The sequence below is a fragment of the Acidovorax radicis genome (assembly GCF_020510705.1).
GTDB classification, from domain to species: Bacteria; Pseudomonadota; Gammaproteobacteria; order Burkholderiales; family Burkholderiaceae_C; genus Acidovorax; species Acidovorax radicis_A.
Window position 1 is genome coordinate 2,274,066 of sequence record NZ_CP075184.1, and the last position, 14,867, is coordinate 2,288,932.

Sequence of the window (14,867 nt, forward strand, 5' to 3'; positions counted from 1 at the left end):
AGCTTGCATTCATGGCGGCGCTTGATTGGATCTTCATGGGGGTGCTTGTCGCATCTATGCTGATAGGCGCTTGGCGTGGACTGGTGTTTGAAGTGCTGTCTTTGTTTGGGTGGGTCGTGTCGTTTTTTGTGGCGCAGTGGTTTGCGCAAGACGTTGCGGCCTGGCTCCCGATGAGGGAGTCGGCAGGGGCGCTGCGTTATGCAGCGGGCTTTGTGATCGTTTTTATTGCCGCAGTGTTTGCTTGCGGTTTTTTGACCTCGCTGGCCAAAAAGCTGATCGAGGCCATTGGACTTCGACCGGCGGACCGGGCATTGGGCGCGATTTTTGGGGTGCTGCGAGGCGTCGTTTTGTTATTGGCTGTGGCAGTGGTGGCGGGGCTTACGCCTGTGGGTGGTGCGCCTTGGTGGCAAGAGTCGCAGGCCGCACCGGTGCTGGCTGAAGTGCTCAAGGGCTTGAAACCTGCATTACCGGAAGAATTTAGTAGGCATCTGCCTTCTTGATATCAATGGGGTAGCGGCCATAAGCCGTTGCCGAGTGGTTGCCGCGGGGATGTTCCCGTAAACGGATGGAATACAACTATGTGTGGAATCGTCGGCGTCGTGAGCACAACGCCCGTCAATCAGCTGATCTATGACGCTTTGCTGCTTTTGCAGCACCGGGGTCAGGACGCTGCGGGCATCGTCACCCAGCAAGGCCGCAAGTTTTTCATGCACAAGGCCAAAGGCATGGTGCGCGATGTGTTTCGCACCCGCAATATGCGTGCTTTGCCCGGCAGCGTCGGATTGGGGCAGGTGCGATACCCCACGGCAGGCAATGCTTACAGTGAGGAAGAGGCGCAGCCCTTTTACGTCAACGCACCTTTTGGGATCGTTCTGGTGCACAACGGCAACCTGACCAATGCCCGCGAGCTGCGCACCGAGTTGTTCCTGACCGATCACCGCCACACCAACACCGACAGCGACTCAGAGGTACTGTTGAACGTGTTCGCTCATGAGTTGGAGCGCTCCACGCGCGGAGTGCCGTTGCAACCAGAGGACGTGTTCACTGCGGTGCGTGCGGTGCACAAGCGCATCAAGGGGTCTTACGCGGTGATTGCCCTCATTGCGGGCCATGGATTGCTGGCTTTTCGTGACCCACACGGCATCCGCCCGCTGGCGATGGGGCGCAGCCAGGACGGAACGGTCATGGTGGGTAGCGAGTCGGTCGCGCTGGAAGGCACCTCGCATGTTTTCGAGCGCAACATTGATCCCGGTGAGGCGATCTTCATCACGCTGGACGGTAAAGTGCATGCCAGCCAATGCGCCGAGAACCCCAAGCTCAACCCCTGCATCTTCGAGTTTGTGTACCTTGCGCGCCCGGATTCGGTGCTGGATGGAATCTCGGTCTACCAGGCCCGCCTGAACCTGGGCGAATCCTTGGCAAAGCGGGTGATCTCCACCGTGCCCCCCAACGAGATCGATGTGGTCATCCCGATCCCGGAGTCAAGCCGGCCCAGCGCGACCCAGCTGGCCCATCTGCTCGGCATCCCGTATCGCGAGGGTTTCGTGAAGAACCGATACGTGGGCCGGACGTTCATCATGCCCGGGCAGGGCGTGCGCAAAAAGTCTGTGCGCCAGAAGCTCAATGTGATTGCCAGCGAGTTCAAGGGGCGCAACGTATTGCTGGTGGACGACTCCATCGTGCGCGGAACCACCAGCCGCGAAATCGTGCAGATGGCCCGCGACGCTGGGGCCCGCAAGGTCTACCTGGCCAGCGCGGCGCCACCGGTGCGCTATCCGAACGTCTATGGCATTGACATGCCCACCAGCAGCGAACTGGTCGCCCATGGCCGTACCGTGGATGAAATTCGCCAGTCCATTGGTTGTGATGCGCTCATTTATCAGGATGTGGATGGCATGAAGAAAGCCATTGGCTCGCTCAATAGCGCGATCGCCGACTTTGATGCATCGTGCTTTGATGGTGTGTATGTGACGGGTGACATCTCCGCCGCCGATATTGACCGCCTCAATGAAGGGCGTGTGGGGGTGGAAGAGGGCGAAGAGGATACTTCGCGTCTGGCTTTGCCAAATGCGCAAGAGGCGTAGGGCCTGTGCATATCGCCTGGATGGATGCAAAGTGCAGCACATCCGTCGACTGATTGAATCTTGAAACTGGCCCCACAAGGGGCCAGAACTTATTGATATGACTGAAAACACCGCTTCCACTTCAACCCGCGTACGCACCCGTTTTGCTCCCTCGCCTACGGGGTTCATCCACTTGGGCAATATCCGTTCGGCACTCTACCCATGGGCGTTTGCCCGTGCGGCTGGCGGAGATTTCATTCTGCGTATCGAAGACACCGATCTGGAGCGTTCCAGCCAGGCCGCCGTGGACGTCATCATCGAGGGCATGGCGTGGTTGGGGCTTGACCATGACGAAGGCCCGTTCTATCAAATGCAACGCATGGATCGCTACAAGGCGGTACTGGCCGATTTGCAGGCCGCAGGCCATGTGTACCCGTGCTACATGAGTATTGAAGAACTCGATGCGTTGCGTGAAAAGCAGATGGCCGCCAAGGAAAAGCCGCGCTATGACGGAACCTGGCGTCCTGATCCTGGTAAAGCCCTGCCACCAGTTCCCGTTGGTGTGCAGCCCGTCCTGCGGTTCAAAAACCCCAACGGCGGCGTCGTGGCCTGGGATGACAAGGTCAAGGGCCGCATCGAGATCAGCAACGACGAACTCGACGACCTCGTGATTGCGCGCCCGGACGGAACGCCCACCTACAACTTTTGTGTGGTGGTTGACGATATCGACATGGTCATCACGCATGTGATTCGTGGCGATGACCATGTCAACAACACGCCGCGTCAGATCAATATCTTCCGGGCGCTTGGCAAGGAGCCGCCCGTATACGCCCATCTGCCCACCGTGCTGAACGAGCAGGGGGAGAAGATGAGCAAGCGCAATGGTGCCAAGCCCGTCACGCAATACCGCGACGAAGGTTATTTGCCAGACGCCATGGTGAACTACCTGGCTCGCCTGGGCTGGAGTCATGGTGACGATGAAATTTTCAGCCGCGAGCAGTTTCTGCAGTGGTTCAATCTGGACCATCTGGGGCGCAGTGCTGCGCAGTTCGACGAGGCCAAGTTGCGCTGGGTGAATGCGCAGCACCTCAAAGTGATGGCGGATGCTGACTTGGCTGCGCTTGTGGCGCCACAACTGCAGCAGCGGGGTATATCGGCCGCTGAATTGGCTGACGGTCGACTTGCGCGTATCTGCGCCTTGTTCAAGGATCGTTGCGACACCACGGTGGCGCTGGCGAATTGGGCGCAGGTCTTTTACGGGGATGTGACACCAGTGGATGCAGAACGCGCCCAGCATGTCACCGAAGCCATTGTTCCGGCGCTGGATGCATTGGCCGATGTGTTGTCTGGATGCGAATGGGATAAGGCTTCTATCAGTGCCGCCTTCAAGCAGGTGCTTGCAGCCCACGGAGTCAAGATGCCTCAGTTGGCAATGCCGGTGCGGGTTTTGACGGTGGGTACAGCCCACACACCATCGGTGGATGCGGTGCTTGAATTGGTTGGGCGTGAAAAAGTTGTAGCGCGTTTGCGAAATCACTAAAAAGCTGTCTATAATTCGAGGCTCTGATGATGACAACAAACACTGTGTGATTGATGTCATTAAATGGGGGTATAGCTCAGCTGGGAGAGCGCTTGCATGGCATGCAAGAGGTCATCGGTTCGATCCCGTTTACCTCCACCAAGGTTTGAGAATTGTTGGTTGATCGTGTTAGTAGTTATCGGTTAGTTCCAAGGTTTTGACCCCATCGTCTAGAGGCCTAGGACATCACCCTTTCACGGTGAGTACCGGGGTTCGAATCCCCGTGGGGTCGCCAAGTTGTAGCGCTTGGCTTGTTTTGAAAGATACAAGCGAAAGCTGCCTGCCAGGAGTGGTAGTTCAGTTGGTTAGAATACCGGCCTGTCACGCCGGGGGTCGCGGGTTCGAGTCCCGTCCACTCCGCCAGTCAAAAACCCTTGCAGGTCTTTGATATGCAAGGGTTTTTCTTTGGTGTAAGCCAAAGAGCCGTGGGGGTATAGCTCAGCTGGGAGAGCGCTTGCATGGCATGCAAGAGGTCATCGGTTCGATCCCGTTTACCTCCACCAAGGTTTGAGAATTGTTGGTTGGTCGTGTTAGTAGTTATCGGTTAGTTCCAAGGTTTTGACCCCATCGTCTAGAGGCCTAGGACATCACCCTTTCACGGTGAGTACCGGGGTTCGAATCCCCGTGGGGTCGCCAAGTTGTAGCGCTTGGCTTGTGTTGAAAGATGCAAGCGAAAGCTGCCTGCCAGGAGTGGTAGTTCAGTTGGTTAGAATACCGGCCTGTCACGCCGGGGGTCGCGGGTTCGAGTCCCGTCCACTCCGCCAATATTCATGAGGGTTAGCAGGTAAGTATCTGCTAACCCTCTTGTCTTTCTGATGCCCCGTGTCCTAACGGGTGTCCTAGATTTCTCAGACGTCTGAGCTGTTGCAAAAATGCCTTAGCGATCGGCGTTGATGAGCGTTCTGGGTCAACGCAAACGTCCGTCCAGGCGATCTGCGATCCACGCTTGAACAGCGATCTCCGACCATGTTGCCGCACGTGGTCCGACCTTGACGGACCGAGGAAAAATACCTCGTTGCATCTGTTCATAGATGGCTGAACGGCGAAGGCCAGTCAGTCGCTCGACTTCGGGAAGTCGCAGGAGTCTGTCAGGCATGCGCTTCGTGGCGATGACCTCCGTTGAAGCCAGTGTTCCGACATCCAGCAGCGCGAGGGCTTCCCGAAGAAGGTGCGTAGCCTGCTCGGTCCGAGCCGTTGCTTGGTTGTCGATGAATTGTTCGGTCATCACGCGTGATGGGTTGTTGGAGGAGGCTGACATTTGGCGATCCTTTCGACGGTTGCGTCGGCGTTCATTGCCGTCGCGGTATGTCCATAGATTGCCGGGGATGTCCGCCGTCCCCAACCTGACGCAGCAAAGCGAGGAGTAGGGGAGGGGGGTGGCATTGGGTGTCAACTCAAACGGGAACCCTTGTGGTTGGCTCGGTCTGGATTGCCTTGAAGCCACGATCCCGCGCGATAAACGCCGCCAGCATGTGCGGCACCAGCGCCACGGCATCCACCGGCACCTGGTGCACCCGCGCATGCACCTCTGCGTACGCATCAAGCTGCGCCTTCAGCTCGGTTGAGACCGTGACCGTCAATTTCACCGAAGATGACGCCGGCAGCGGCCCCAGGCTCAACCGGTTCACGCTCTTGCTCATTGAATCCCCCCGCGACTGAAGAAAAGAGGCTGGTACGGCCGCAGCACAAGATCCTTGCTCACCATCACCCGCATGGGGAACCCCGGTCGAATCGTCAGCGTCGGCTGAATGCTCGCATTGCGCCTCGTGATCTCCTGCCCCACCTGGTTGATCGAGTCCTGCGCGCCCTCGCGGATAGCGATCACCGTCCGGTTGCCATCCTCGCTGGTGCGGCTCTCCGGCGCCGCCAGTTCCGCTCCGACCCCAAGCAGCGTAGACAGCGCAGCCCCGGCCAGGATTCGGTCCCAGTGCCAGTCCACGCCATCCTCCAGTCCGGCATATCCGGCCGGGTCAGTGCCCGGCTGTTAGAGCCGATCCAATCTTGACCACCAGTGCCAATCGAATGTTGACCAGGGGCTAGGTCGACCTTCGTGAAGGCCAACTGTGAATAACTATAGGCTGCTTGCCTCGGTTGGTCCTCCTTTTCTTGAATCGATCTGTGGTGTTCCCGAGCCGTCAGGCGAGGCCCCTTCCTCCACGGTATCGCTGGCTTGGATGCCTCGGCCGGCTGCCACCTTCCTAGCTTGCTCCCGCGTCTTGATGCGGCCTTTGGCTTCATTGCTGCTGTGGCGGAAGCGGTAAGACTCGTTCCCGGTTTCGATGATGTGGCAGTGGTGCGTGAGCCGGTCGAGCAGCGCAGTGGTCATCTTGGCGTCTCCGAACACCGTCGACCATTCGGCGAATGTCAGGTTGGTGGTGATCATCACGCTGGTGTGCTCGTAGAGCTTGGACAGCAGATGGAACAGCAAAGCCCCACCGGCCTGGCTGAACGGCAGATAGCCCAACTCATCGAGCACGACCAGGTCCATGCGCCCCAGGCTCATGGCGATGCGACCCGCACGTCCCAGGCTCTTTTCCTGCTCCCGGGCGTTGACCAGGTCCACCGTCGAATAGAAGCGCACCCGCTTGCCGTGCTGAGTCAGCCCGGAGATGCCCAGCGCGGTGGCCAGGTGGGTCTTGCCCGTGCCCGGCCCGCCAATCAACACCACGTTCTGCGCGTCCTGGGTGAACGCCAGGTCGGCCAGTTTGTGGATCAAGCCTTGGTCGACTTGCGAGACCTTGAAGTCAAAGCCTGCCAGGTCGCGGTGGACCGGGAAGCGAGCAGACTTCATCTGGTGCGCAATCGAGCGCATGGCCCGGTCGGCATCTTCCGCTCGCAGCAGGTGTTCCACCAACCAGCGCGAAGCCGCCAGGCTGGTGTCACCGCCTTGCTCGGTCAGATCGGCCCAGGCAGTCGCCATGCCATTGAGTCGCAACGCCTTCAGTTGGGCATACACATCCCCGGTGGTATCACGCATGGCCGACCTCCTGTCCATCCAGATGGGTGGGCCGCAAGCGGTCGTAGCGCGCCGTGTCCGCTTTCGGCGCCTGGCTCAGCCGCAGTGAGGTTTCTGCCTGCGCCGACGTGGCCGGGTTGTTCAAGCGGGTGAGCACGTTGTGCACATGCTCGACGCTGATGGTGCCGCTGGGGGCCATGCCTTCGAGCACGAGCTCGACCGCCACCAGCACCGCTTCAAGCCCAGACTGCGGCACGGCGGCCAACACCTGGGCCATGGCCCGGTCGCCGCCTGCGTGGCGCAGCAATGACTGGCGTAAGCGCAGCAGTGGTGGCGGCAGGTCCAGGAACGGTGTGCCGTTGCGCAAGGCGCCAGGCTTGCGTTGCACCAGGTCGATGTAGTGCTGCCAGTCGTAGCTGGTCTGGCCGCCGCCGGGCAGTCGGGCGTGGCTGGCCACCACGGCGTCTGCGGCGGCAACATCAATACGCTCGGGATAGACGCGGGTGCTGACGATGTGCCCGGCCCATTCGCAGGGCACGGAGTAACGGTTGCGGGTGGCCGCCACCAGGCAGGTGCTGCTGACCCGGGCCAACTTCTCGACGTAGCCATCAAAGGGCGTCGGCATCGACATGAGGTGGCCTTTCTCCAACTCCCACATCTCGGCCACGGTGAACTGTCGATGGATCGGGTGTGCGGTGTCGGCCCACACCGAGCGACAGCGTTCCGCCAGCCAGGCGTTGAGTTCGATGAACGAGCCGAAGCGGCGTGTGGCGGCTTCGATCCAGATGCGCCGACGGCTGTCCTGCACGTTCTTCTCGACCACGCCTTTCTCCCAGCCCGAGGCGACGTTGCAGAAGTCGGGGTCGAACAGGTAGTGGCTGCACATGGCGGCGAAGCGGGCATTGACGATGCGTTGCTTGCCGCGCTGGACTTTGTCCACGGCGGTCTTCATGTTGTCGTAGATGCCGCGCCGCGTGACACCACCGAGGGCCTGGAACGACCGCGTGTGTGCATCGAACAGCATCTCGTGCCCTTGGCTGGGATAGGCCACCAGCCAGAAGGCCCGGCTGGCACACAGCTTCAAGTGAGCCACCTGGACGTTGTAGAACACGCCGCCGACCACCATGCCTTCGTCGCTCCAGTCGAACTGGAAGGCTTCGCCGAGTTCGAAGCTCAGCGGTACAAAGGCCTTGGTGGAACTGGACACGGACTCCACCCGCCAGCGGCGGATGTAAGCGGTGACGGCGCTGTAGCCGCCACGGTAACCCTGGGCCTGAATCTGTGCGAACAAAGCCCGGCCGCTGCGCCGGCCTTGCTTGGGCCGACGGCTGTCGGTGCTGAGCGCCTGGTGCAGGCTTGGCTCGAAGGCCGTGAGCTTGCCCTCGGCGTGGGCCCGTTCGTACCGAGGAACGGCTTCGCTGGGGGCCTTCAGCCACTTCTTTACCGTGTTGCGCGACAGGCCGGTGCGCTTTGCGATCTCGCTGAGGGAGAGTTGGTCGCGCAGCTTCATGCGCCTGACTTTGCCAATCATGTCCATGGTGATCACCTTGTATCCCCCTGCTGAAAGATTCAGCAGGTCAGTGGAACACCCTGGTCAATTTTGGATTGGCACTTTGCGCTTTAGCTGGTCAGTTTTGGGTTGGCACTAACACTCGGGGTCCAGCTGTCGATTGACGACTTTGGCACCGGATATTCGTCGTTCAGCTACATCCAGCGCCTGCGTGTGCACAAGCTCAAGATTGACCAGTCGTTCGTGCGCCATCTGGGTGAAGACCCCAGTGCCCAACACATCGTGCGCGCCATCATCGGCCTGGCGCAAAGCCTGGCCCTGGAAACCATCGCCGAGGGGGTCGAGACCGCCCTGCAATCTGAAACCCTGTTGTCTTTGGGTTGCGATACGGGCCAGGGCTATTTCTTCAGCCGACCGGTGCCCGCTGCGCAACTGGAAGGTCTGATGACGCAGCCGCGCTCGATCACGGATTGATCCAGCCGACGGGTGCCTGCGCGAGAAACAAGGCAGGCCCCATCCTGACAGGCCCCATCGTGAGCGGATGCGCTGGGGGAGGGCCGTTGCGCCAGATCCTGTCGCCAGGGCCAGCTACGGGCCCCGAGCAACATTTTTAAGCGTTTTCAGGCCGTAGCGCGCTATACATAAGCGGTAGGTGCTATCAATTAAATAGCGTGGCGTGGCGCGCTTGGGGACCGCTGCGATACGCAATCACCGCGGGGCCAGGCGGATGGCACCGTCCAGGCGGATGACCTCGCCGTTGAGCATGTCGTTCTCGAAGATGTGCTGCACGAGTTTGGCGTAGTCCTGTGGTGTACCGAGTCGGCTGGGGAAGGGCACACCCGCAGCCAGCGCGTCCTGCACTTCCTGGGGCATGCCAAACAGCATGGGCGTGCCGAAGATGCCGGGGGCGATCGTCATGTTGCGGATGCCATTGCGAGCCAGGTCGCGGGCGATGGGAAGGGTCATGCCCACCACACCACCCTTGGAGGCTGAATAAGCTGCCTGGCCAATCTGCCCGTCATACGCAGCGACACTGGCTGTGGAGATCAGTGCGCCGCGTTCACCCGTGGACTCGGGTTCGTTCTTGCACATGGCCTCGGCGGCGAGACGGATCATGTTGAAGCTGCCAATCAGATTGACAGTGATGGTTTTACTGAAAACAGCCAGCGCATGGGCGCCGTTCTTGCCGACGGTTTTCTCAGCCGGTGCAATGCCGGCGCAATTGACCAACCCCATCAGTTTGCCCATGGACACCGCTTTGGCAACCACGGCTTGGCCGTCGGCCTCGTTGCTCACATCACATTTCACGAAAGCGCCGCCAATTTCACGGGCGACCGCTTCCCCTTTTTCCGCTTGCATGTCGGCAATCACCACCTTGCCGCCCTGGGCGGCCAACATGCGTGCCGTGCCTTCACCAAGACCAGATGCTCCGCCAGTCACGATGAATACTTTGCCCTTGATGTCCATGTCTTTGTCTCCAAGAAGTTACGTTAACGTAAACGTCAATTATGACGCAATGACTTCGCGGAACGGGGCGTAAAAAAGCCCGGCTGGACCGGGCTTGGTGCGAACCTGCGGGAGCACGTCGTGCTTACTGGAAACCCACGCGGTCCAGCATCTGCTGCACCTTGGTCATGTTGGCGCCCACGGCGCTGATCGGAATGGTTTCGCTCTTGAATGGTTTGCCGCCAGTCATGGCCTTCAGGGCGGGGTTGTCCAGCGTCACACCCTTGGCTGCGGGCCATTCATTGTTGCCGTTGGCAAAGTAGTTCTGCGCTTGTGGGCTGGCCAGGTATTCCAGAAACTTGATGGCATTGGCCTGGTTCTTGGCGTAACGGGCCACGGCCCCGCCTGCGATGTTCACGTGTGTGCCCCAGGTATCCTGGTTGGGGAACACCACGCCCACTTTGTTGACCACCGCCACGTCTTCGGGTTTGTTCGAACGCATCATCCGAGCCAGGTAATAGCTGTTGGTCACGGCAATTTCGCATTCGCCCGACGCAACGGCCTTGATCTGGTCCGTATCGCCCCCCTTGGGTGGCCGGGCCAGATTGGCCACCATGCCCTTGAGCCAGGCTTCTGCCTTTTGCTCACCCATGTGTTCTGTGACTGCGCCAAAAAGGCTCAGGTTGTAGGGGTGTGATCCCGAGCGGATGCACAGTTTGCCCTTGTTCTTGGGGTCGGCGAGTTCCTCGTAAGTGTCCACATCCGACTTCTGCATCTTGACCTTGTTGTAGACCACCACACGCGCACGCGTGGACAGGCCAAACCAGGAAATACCGCCATCTGCCGCCGGATTGCTGCGCAGATTGGCCGGAATGGCGTCATTGAGCACCTTGGAATGGATGGGCTGGAAGAGGCCGTCGACCTCGCCCTTGTACAGGCGGGCTGCATCCACGAGCAGGATCACGTCGGCCGGTGATGCCGTGCCTTCGGCCTTGAGCCGGGCCAAGATGCCAGCATCGTCGGCATCCACGCGGTTGATCTTGATGCCGGTTGCCTTGGTGAAGCCGGTGTACAGATCTTCGTCTGTGGCGTAGTGGCGGGCCGAGTAAAGGTTGACGACCTGTTCCTGTGCATGCAGGGCGCCAGCGGTGGCGGCCAGCACACAAGCGCTTAGCAAGACTTTCACGGTTTTTGACATGGACAACATCTTTGCGGTTTGTGATGTCGCCAATGATAAAGCAAACGCGAATTATTCTCAACATGGCACGATGGTGAACGGGGTTTCTGCACAGCCCAGACCGCTGCTACACGTCGCCCACAGGTCAAAAGACAGCCCTTTTTTTTTATGGTGATCGGTGGCCGTTGGTGTCGCACGGATGTTTCGGCCAAAAAAAAGCCCGGTCAATAAACCGGGCTTGAAAAGGATCCCTGAAACGGGGGTTTCGAGAGGATCCAAGGAGACAACTGGAGTGCTCAGAAGTGTTCTCAGCGCTGGGTTGCATTATCAGGGTATTCCCTGAAGATGGTCTAGAGGGTGTCCTCCAGACCCGATCAACCGCAGGCAATCAGCGCTTGCGGGGAGCGGCCGTCTTGGCTGCGTTGGCGGCCGTGTTGGCCACGGCGTTGAAGTTGGCTTCAGCCACATCAGACGCTTGCTTCACAGCCTTCTGGACGGATTCAAACGCGTTGTTGGCGGCAGAGACGGCGCTCTTCATCACCGCCACGGCGGTTTCGGAACCCGCTGGGGCGTTTTTGGCGGCGCTGTCTACCAAGTTGGTGAAAGCGCGTTGTGCGTCGGAGGTCTGGCTTTCAAAAGCCTTGCCCAGTTCCGCACCCGTGCCCGAGGCGATGTCATACAAATGACGGCTGTAGGCCGCTGTCTTTTCAGCCAGGGGCTGGAACAGGCCAGCTTGCAGGGCCAACAGTTCTTGTGCGTCTTTCACGCCCAGCATGGCTTGGGTGTGGTTAGAGGCTTCGGACAAGGCAGCGCGCGAAGCGGTCACATTCAGTTCAACCAGCTTTTCCACGCCTTCGAAGGCCTTGGTGGTCAGACCAAACAGGGTTTCGATGTTGGCTTTGTGCGAGGCCAGGATTTGTTCAGCGGTCAGCGTCATGTCATATCTCCTAAGAATGAAGGCCCCTGGGGCCCGGGTGTTTCACAGACATCTGCGCTGGCCCTGACCTTGTCGTCATGTTGCAGTGCAGCATAGATCGAATTTTAGGGACTTGCTGTGTGATTGCAAGGGGTTTTTGTTGCATTGCAGCAAATTAGGCACGCTCCCCCAGAAACCCACGGCCCGACACAATGCCGACATGCGCGCCTATTACGCCGATCACTTTGTTCTTCCGCTGCCAGAGCACCACCGGTTTCCAATGGCCAAGTACCGGATGTTGCGAGACCGGATCGCCCGCGAGCTGCCCGGCGTGGCGCTGCATGTGGCGTTGCCGGCGTCCGAGAGCGAACTGGCGCTTGTGCACCAAAGCGACTACATCGTGCAGGTTGCGGCGGGCACCTTGTCTGCCGCCGCGCAGCGTGAGATCGGATTCCCGTGGAGCGAAGCCATGGCCGAGCGTGCCCTTCGCTCGGTGGGGGCCACCGTCGCTGCAGGCCGGGCGGCCCTGCGCGATGGCGTGGCGGGTAATGTGGCAGGCGGCACGCACCATGCATATGCCGACCGGGGCAGCGGCTTTTGCGTGTTCAACGATGTGGCGGTCGCTGCGCGATCTCTGCAGGCCGACCGCGTGCGCGAACCGGGCGCTCGGTTGCGCGTGCTTCAAATAGCGGTGGTTGATCTGGATGTGCACCAGGGCAATGGCACGGCGCACATATTCCAGGGCGATAGCAGCGTGTTCACGTTGTCGCTACACGGGGCGCGCAACTTTCCCTTTCGCAAGGAGCTGAGCGACCTGGATGTCGAGCTGCCCGACGGTTGTGCGGACGATGAATACCTCCACGCGCTGGAACTCGCCTTGGGCGTGCTCGATCAGCGGTGTAGCCCCGATGTGCTGTTCTACCTCGCCGGGGCCGACCCGCATGTGGGCGATCGTCTGGGCCGTCTGGCGGTGAGCCACGATGGCCTGGAGGCACGCGACCGGCGTGTGTTTGACTGGGCGTGGCAACGGCGGATTCCTGTGGCATTTGCCATGGCCGGAGGCTACGGGAACGACCTGGAGGACACGATCAAAGCCCAGCTCACGACCTGGCGTGTGGCGCTGGAATATCACCAGCGCTGGCAAAATAGGCGGCCATGACCTCCCCAGCCATCGCCTCCGTTTCCACGCCCGCCCGCCTGGCGCCCCAGCCGCGCAGCGCCTACCGCGTGTTTCGCACCATCACCACCCGCTGGTCCGACAACGACGTCTATGGCCACGTGAACAACGTGGTGTACTACAGCTGGTTCGACACGGCGGTGAATGCACACCTGATCGACCAGGGCGCGCTGGATATTCACGCGGGCACCACCATCGGCCTGGTGATCGAAACGCAGTGCAACTATTTCGCGCCCCTTGCGTTTCCGCAAACCGTGGAAGCGGGTATCCGCGTGGCGCGGCTGGGCGGCTCCAGCGTGCGCTACGAGGTGGGCCTGTTTGCGCAAGGCGAGCCGCTCACGGCAGCGGCTGGGCATTTTATCCATGTTTATGTGGACCGCGACAGCCGCAGACCCGTTCCGGTGCCGGACACCTTGCGCGGTGTGCTGCAGGCCCTGGTGGTGCCCGCTTGAATGTCGAGCAGATTGTTGCCATCATTTTGATAGCTACCTGCGATTGATGCATAAGCGCTAGAGGCATATTTCATTAAAAAACTGGCCATTCGGTATTCGACGGCTGAACCGGTGCTGACGGCAGTGGTTTTGCCCCGCACCGATGTCCCTAATGGCCTACACTTTATGGCGTTTGCCCCCTCGTAGCCTGTCCGGGCTATTGATTGCGCGGCGGCCTGTTTGACAAGCAGCCCGCCCTACGCGCAACCCCGTTGACCTTGTTGTCACCACGCCTGAGGCCTGCCCCGTTCATGATCATCACCAGCCTGCTCGACACCGATCTGTACAAGTTCACCATGATGCAGGTGGTGCTGCACCAGTTTCCCAGCGCCCAGGTGGAATACCGCTTCAAGTGCCGCAACCCCGGCGTGCAGCTGGCCCCCTTTGTCAACGAGATTCGCGACGAAATCCGCTCGTTGTGCAGCCTGCATTTTCAGGATGCTGAACTGGCGTACCTGCGTTCGCTGCGATTCATCAAAAGTGATTTTGTGGATTTTCTGGGGCTGTTTCGCCTGAATGAAAAGTACATCACCATCACCCCGCAACACACGGGTGAGATCGAAATCATCATTCGTGGGCCGTGGCTGCACACGATCCTGTTCGAAATCCCTGTATTGGCCATCGTCAACGAGGTCTACTTTCGCAACACGCAAAAGGTGCCCAATTTTCCCGAAGGCCGCCGCAGGCTCGATTCCAAGATTGCAGCGCTACAGGCCGAGGGGCTGGAAGATCTCAAGATTGCCGACTATGGCACCCGCCGCCGCTTCAGCCGGGCCTGGCATGAAGAGGTGTTGCGTGTGCTGGTGGCGCGGCTGGGCACCGGTGACCGCCGTCCTGGTGCGCCCCAGGGCGCGGGCCAGTTCGCTGGTACCAGCAACGTGCTGTATGCCATGAAGCTGGGCGTCACCCCCCTGGGCACGATGGCCCACGAATACCTGCAGGCCTGCCAGGCACTGGGCCCACGCTTGCGCGACAGCCAGGTGTTTGGGTTTGAAATATGGGCCAAGGAATACCGGGGTGACCTGGGCATTGCACTGTCGGACGTCTACGGCATGAGCGCCTTTTTGCGCGACTTCGACCTGTATTTTTGCAAGCTGTTTGACGGTGCCCGCCACGACAGTGGCGACCCATTTGCCTGGGGCGAGCGCCTGCTGGAGCACTATCGCAAAAACCGGGTGGATCCGCTGACCAAGACCCTGATCTTCAGCGACGGGCTCACGGTGCCCCGCATCATTGAGTTGTACCAACAGTTTCGGGGGCGCTGCCAGCTGGCGTTTGGCATTGGCACCAACCTGACCAACGACCTGGGAGACCCGCCGGAGCACGAGCCTTTGCAGGTGGTCATCAAGATGACCCGTTGCAACGACCAGCCGGTGGCCAAGCTGTCCGACACACCCGGCAAGGGCATGTGCGACGACGAGAAGTATCTGGCCTACCTGCGCCAGGTGTTTGACATCCAGACGCCGGCCTGACCTTGGCGGGCGGCGGTGGCGCCCCGCCGCCGCTTTTTCTTTTTCTGATACTGACAGTGGGTATCCGCAATGGACACCCT

15 protein-coding genes, 6 tRNA genes and 1 pseudogene are annotated in these 14,867 nt (G+C 60.1%); 14 read left to right on the top strand and 8 right to left on the bottom strand.

The genetic code is table 11. The annotated features are described in order from the left end of the window. The first annotated feature begins 11 nt into the window (after positions 1 to 11). From KI609_RS10425 to KI609_RS10465, 9 genes are all read left to right on the top strand, one after another. Entirely contained in the window at positions 12 to 500 is a 489-nt protein-coding gene (locus KI609_RS10425) for a CvpA family protein (RefSeq protein WP_226449739.1), read from the top strand. Positions 501 to 578: 78 nt separating this feature from the next. Beyond that, positions 579 to 2,084 (top strand): amidophosphoribosyltransferase, encoded by a 1,506-nt coding sequence (purF, locus tag KI609_RS10430; RefSeq protein ID WP_226449741.1) that lies wholly within the window; start codon positions 579 to 581, stop codon positions 2,082 to 2,084. 97 nt (positions 2,085 to 2,181) lie between these two features. Then, the gene (gene gltX / locus KI609_RS10435) at positions 2,182 to 3,603 is read left to right on the top strand and encodes a glutamate--tRNA ligase (RefSeq protein ID WP_226449743.1); all 1,422 of its coding nucleotides are present in this window, start codon (positions 2,182 to 2,184) and stop codon (positions 3,601 to 3,603) included. Between the two features lie 65 nt (positions 3,604 to 3,668). Then, positions 3,669 to 3,744: transfer RNA gene (locus KI609_RS10440), tRNA-Ala, on the top strand. Between the two features lie 57 nt (positions 3,745 to 3,801). Next, positions 3,802 to 3,877, top strand: a tRNA-Glu gene (locus KI609_RS10445). A gap of 51 nt (positions 3,878 to 3,928) precedes the next feature. Beyond that, a tRNA-Asp gene (locus tag KI609_RS10450) sits at positions 3,929 to 4,005 on the top strand. A gap of 64 nt (positions 4,006 to 4,069) precedes the next feature. Continuing rightward, a tRNA-Ala gene (locus tag KI609_RS10455) sits at positions 4,070 to 4,145 on the top strand. Between the two features lie 57 nt (positions 4,146 to 4,202). Next, a tRNA-Glu gene (locus tag KI609_RS10460) sits at positions 4,203 to 4,278 on the top strand. A 51-nt stretch (positions 4,279 to 4,329) separates the two neighbouring features. After that, positions 4,330 to 4,406: transfer RNA gene (locus KI609_RS10465), tRNA-Asp, on the top strand. A 143-nt stretch (positions 4,407 to 4,549) separates the two neighbouring features. Here KI609_RS10465 and KI609_RS10470 read toward each other — a convergent pair. The 5 genes and pseudogenes from KI609_RS10470 to istA all read right to left on the bottom strand — a co-directional run bounded on the left by KI609_RS10470 (position 4,550) and on the right by istA (position 8,135). After that, positions 4,550 to 4,900 carry a helix-turn-helix transcriptional regulator gene (locus KI609_RS10470; RefSeq protein WP_226449745.1) on the bottom strand — a complete coding sequence of 117 codons (351 nt, stop codon included), beginning with the start codon at positions 4,898 to 4,900 and terminating at the stop codon, positions 4,550 to 4,552. A 136-nt stretch (positions 4,901 to 5,036) separates the two neighbouring features. After that, positions 5,037 to 5,282 (bottom strand): DUF2274 domain-containing protein, encoded by a 246-nt coding sequence (locus KI609_RS10475; RefSeq protein ID WP_226449747.1) that lies wholly within the window; start codon positions 5,280 to 5,282, stop codon positions 5,037 to 5,039. After that, positions 5,279 to 5,620: pseudogene (locus KI609_RS10480) on the bottom strand (TrbI/VirB10 family protein); the annotation flags it as partial. The gene KI609_RS10475 and the pseudogene KI609_RS10480, both read right to left, overlap by 4 nt. Before the next feature lie 93 nt (positions 5,621 to 5,713). Next, positions 5,714 to 6,619, bottom strand: a complete 906-nt coding sequence (gene istB / locus KI609_RS10485; RefSeq protein WP_226449749.1) for an IS21-like element helper ATPase IstB — start codon at positions 6,617 to 6,619, stop codon at positions 5,714 to 5,716. Next, positions 6,612 to 8,135, bottom strand: coding sequence for an IS21 family transposase (gene istA / locus KI609_RS10490; protein WP_226449751.1), 1,524 nt, complete (start codon positions 8,133 to 8,135; stop codon positions 6,612 to 6,614). The genes istB and istA overlap by 8 nt, the downstream gene beginning before the upstream one ends. A 102-nt stretch (positions 8,136 to 8,237) precedes the next feature. On the opposite strand from istA, the gene KI609_RS10495 reads away from it, so the two are divergent. Further along, entirely contained in the window at positions 8,238 to 8,582 is a 345-nt protein-coding gene (locus KI609_RS10495; RefSeq protein WP_319003139.1) for an EAL domain-containing protein, read from the top strand. Positions 8,583 to 8,816: 234 nt separating this feature from the next. Here KI609_RS10495 and KI609_RS10500 read toward each other — a convergent pair whose 3' ends face one another. Both KI609_RS10500 and KI609_RS10505 read right to left on the bottom strand, forming a co-directional pair. Then, a complete protein-coding gene (locus KI609_RS10500; RefSeq protein ID WP_226449753.1) occupies positions 8,817 to 9,575 on the bottom strand; it encodes a 3-hydroxyacyl-CoA dehydrogenase in 759 nt (252 codons plus the stop codon). Positions 9,576 to 9,699: 124 nt separating this feature from the next. After that, a complete protein-coding gene (locus tag KI609_RS10505) occupies positions 9,700 to 10,752 on the bottom strand; it encodes an extracellular solute-binding protein (protein WP_226449755.1) in 1,053 nt (350 codons plus the stop codon). On the opposite strand from KI609_RS10505, the gene KI609_RS10510 reads away from it, so the two are divergent. After that, entirely contained in the window at positions 10,751 to 10,906 is a 156-nt protein-coding gene (locus tag KI609_RS10510; protein ID WP_226449757.1) for a hypothetical protein, read from the top strand. The genes KI609_RS10505 and KI609_RS10510 overlap by 2 nt on opposite strands. Before the next feature lie 213 nt (positions 10,907 to 11,119). On the opposite strand, the gene KI609_RS10515 is transcribed toward KI609_RS10510, so the two are convergent. Continuing rightward, positions 11,120 to 11,668: a phasin family protein gene (locus KI609_RS10515; RefSeq protein ID WP_226449759.1), complete on the bottom strand. Its 549-nt coding sequence runs from the start codon at positions 11,666 to 11,668 to the stop codon at positions 11,120 to 11,122. 199 nt (positions 11,669 to 11,867) lie between these two features. Here KI609_RS10515 and KI609_RS10520 point away from each other — a divergent pair, with 199 nt between their 5' ends. From KI609_RS10520 to pncB, 3 genes are all read left to right on the top strand, one after another. Further along, complete coding sequence (locus KI609_RS10520) at positions 11,868 to 12,806, top strand: histone deacetylase (RefSeq protein ID WP_226449761.1); 939 nt, start codon at positions 11,868 to 11,870, stop codon at positions 12,804 to 12,806. Further along, a complete protein-coding gene (locus KI609_RS10525; RefSeq protein WP_226449763.1) occupies positions 12,803 to 13,276 on the top strand; it encodes an acyl-CoA thioesterase in 474 nt (157 codons plus the stop codon). Before KI609_RS10520 ends, KI609_RS10525 begins: the two co-directional genes overlap by 4 nt. Before the next feature lie 290 nt (positions 13,277 to 13,566). Then, a complete protein-coding gene (gene pncB, locus KI609_RS10530; protein WP_226449765.1) occupies positions 13,567 to 14,787 on the top strand; it encodes a nicotinate phosphoribosyltransferase in 1,221 nt (406 codons plus the stop codon). Positions 14,788 to 14,867 lie beyond the last annotated feature (80 nt).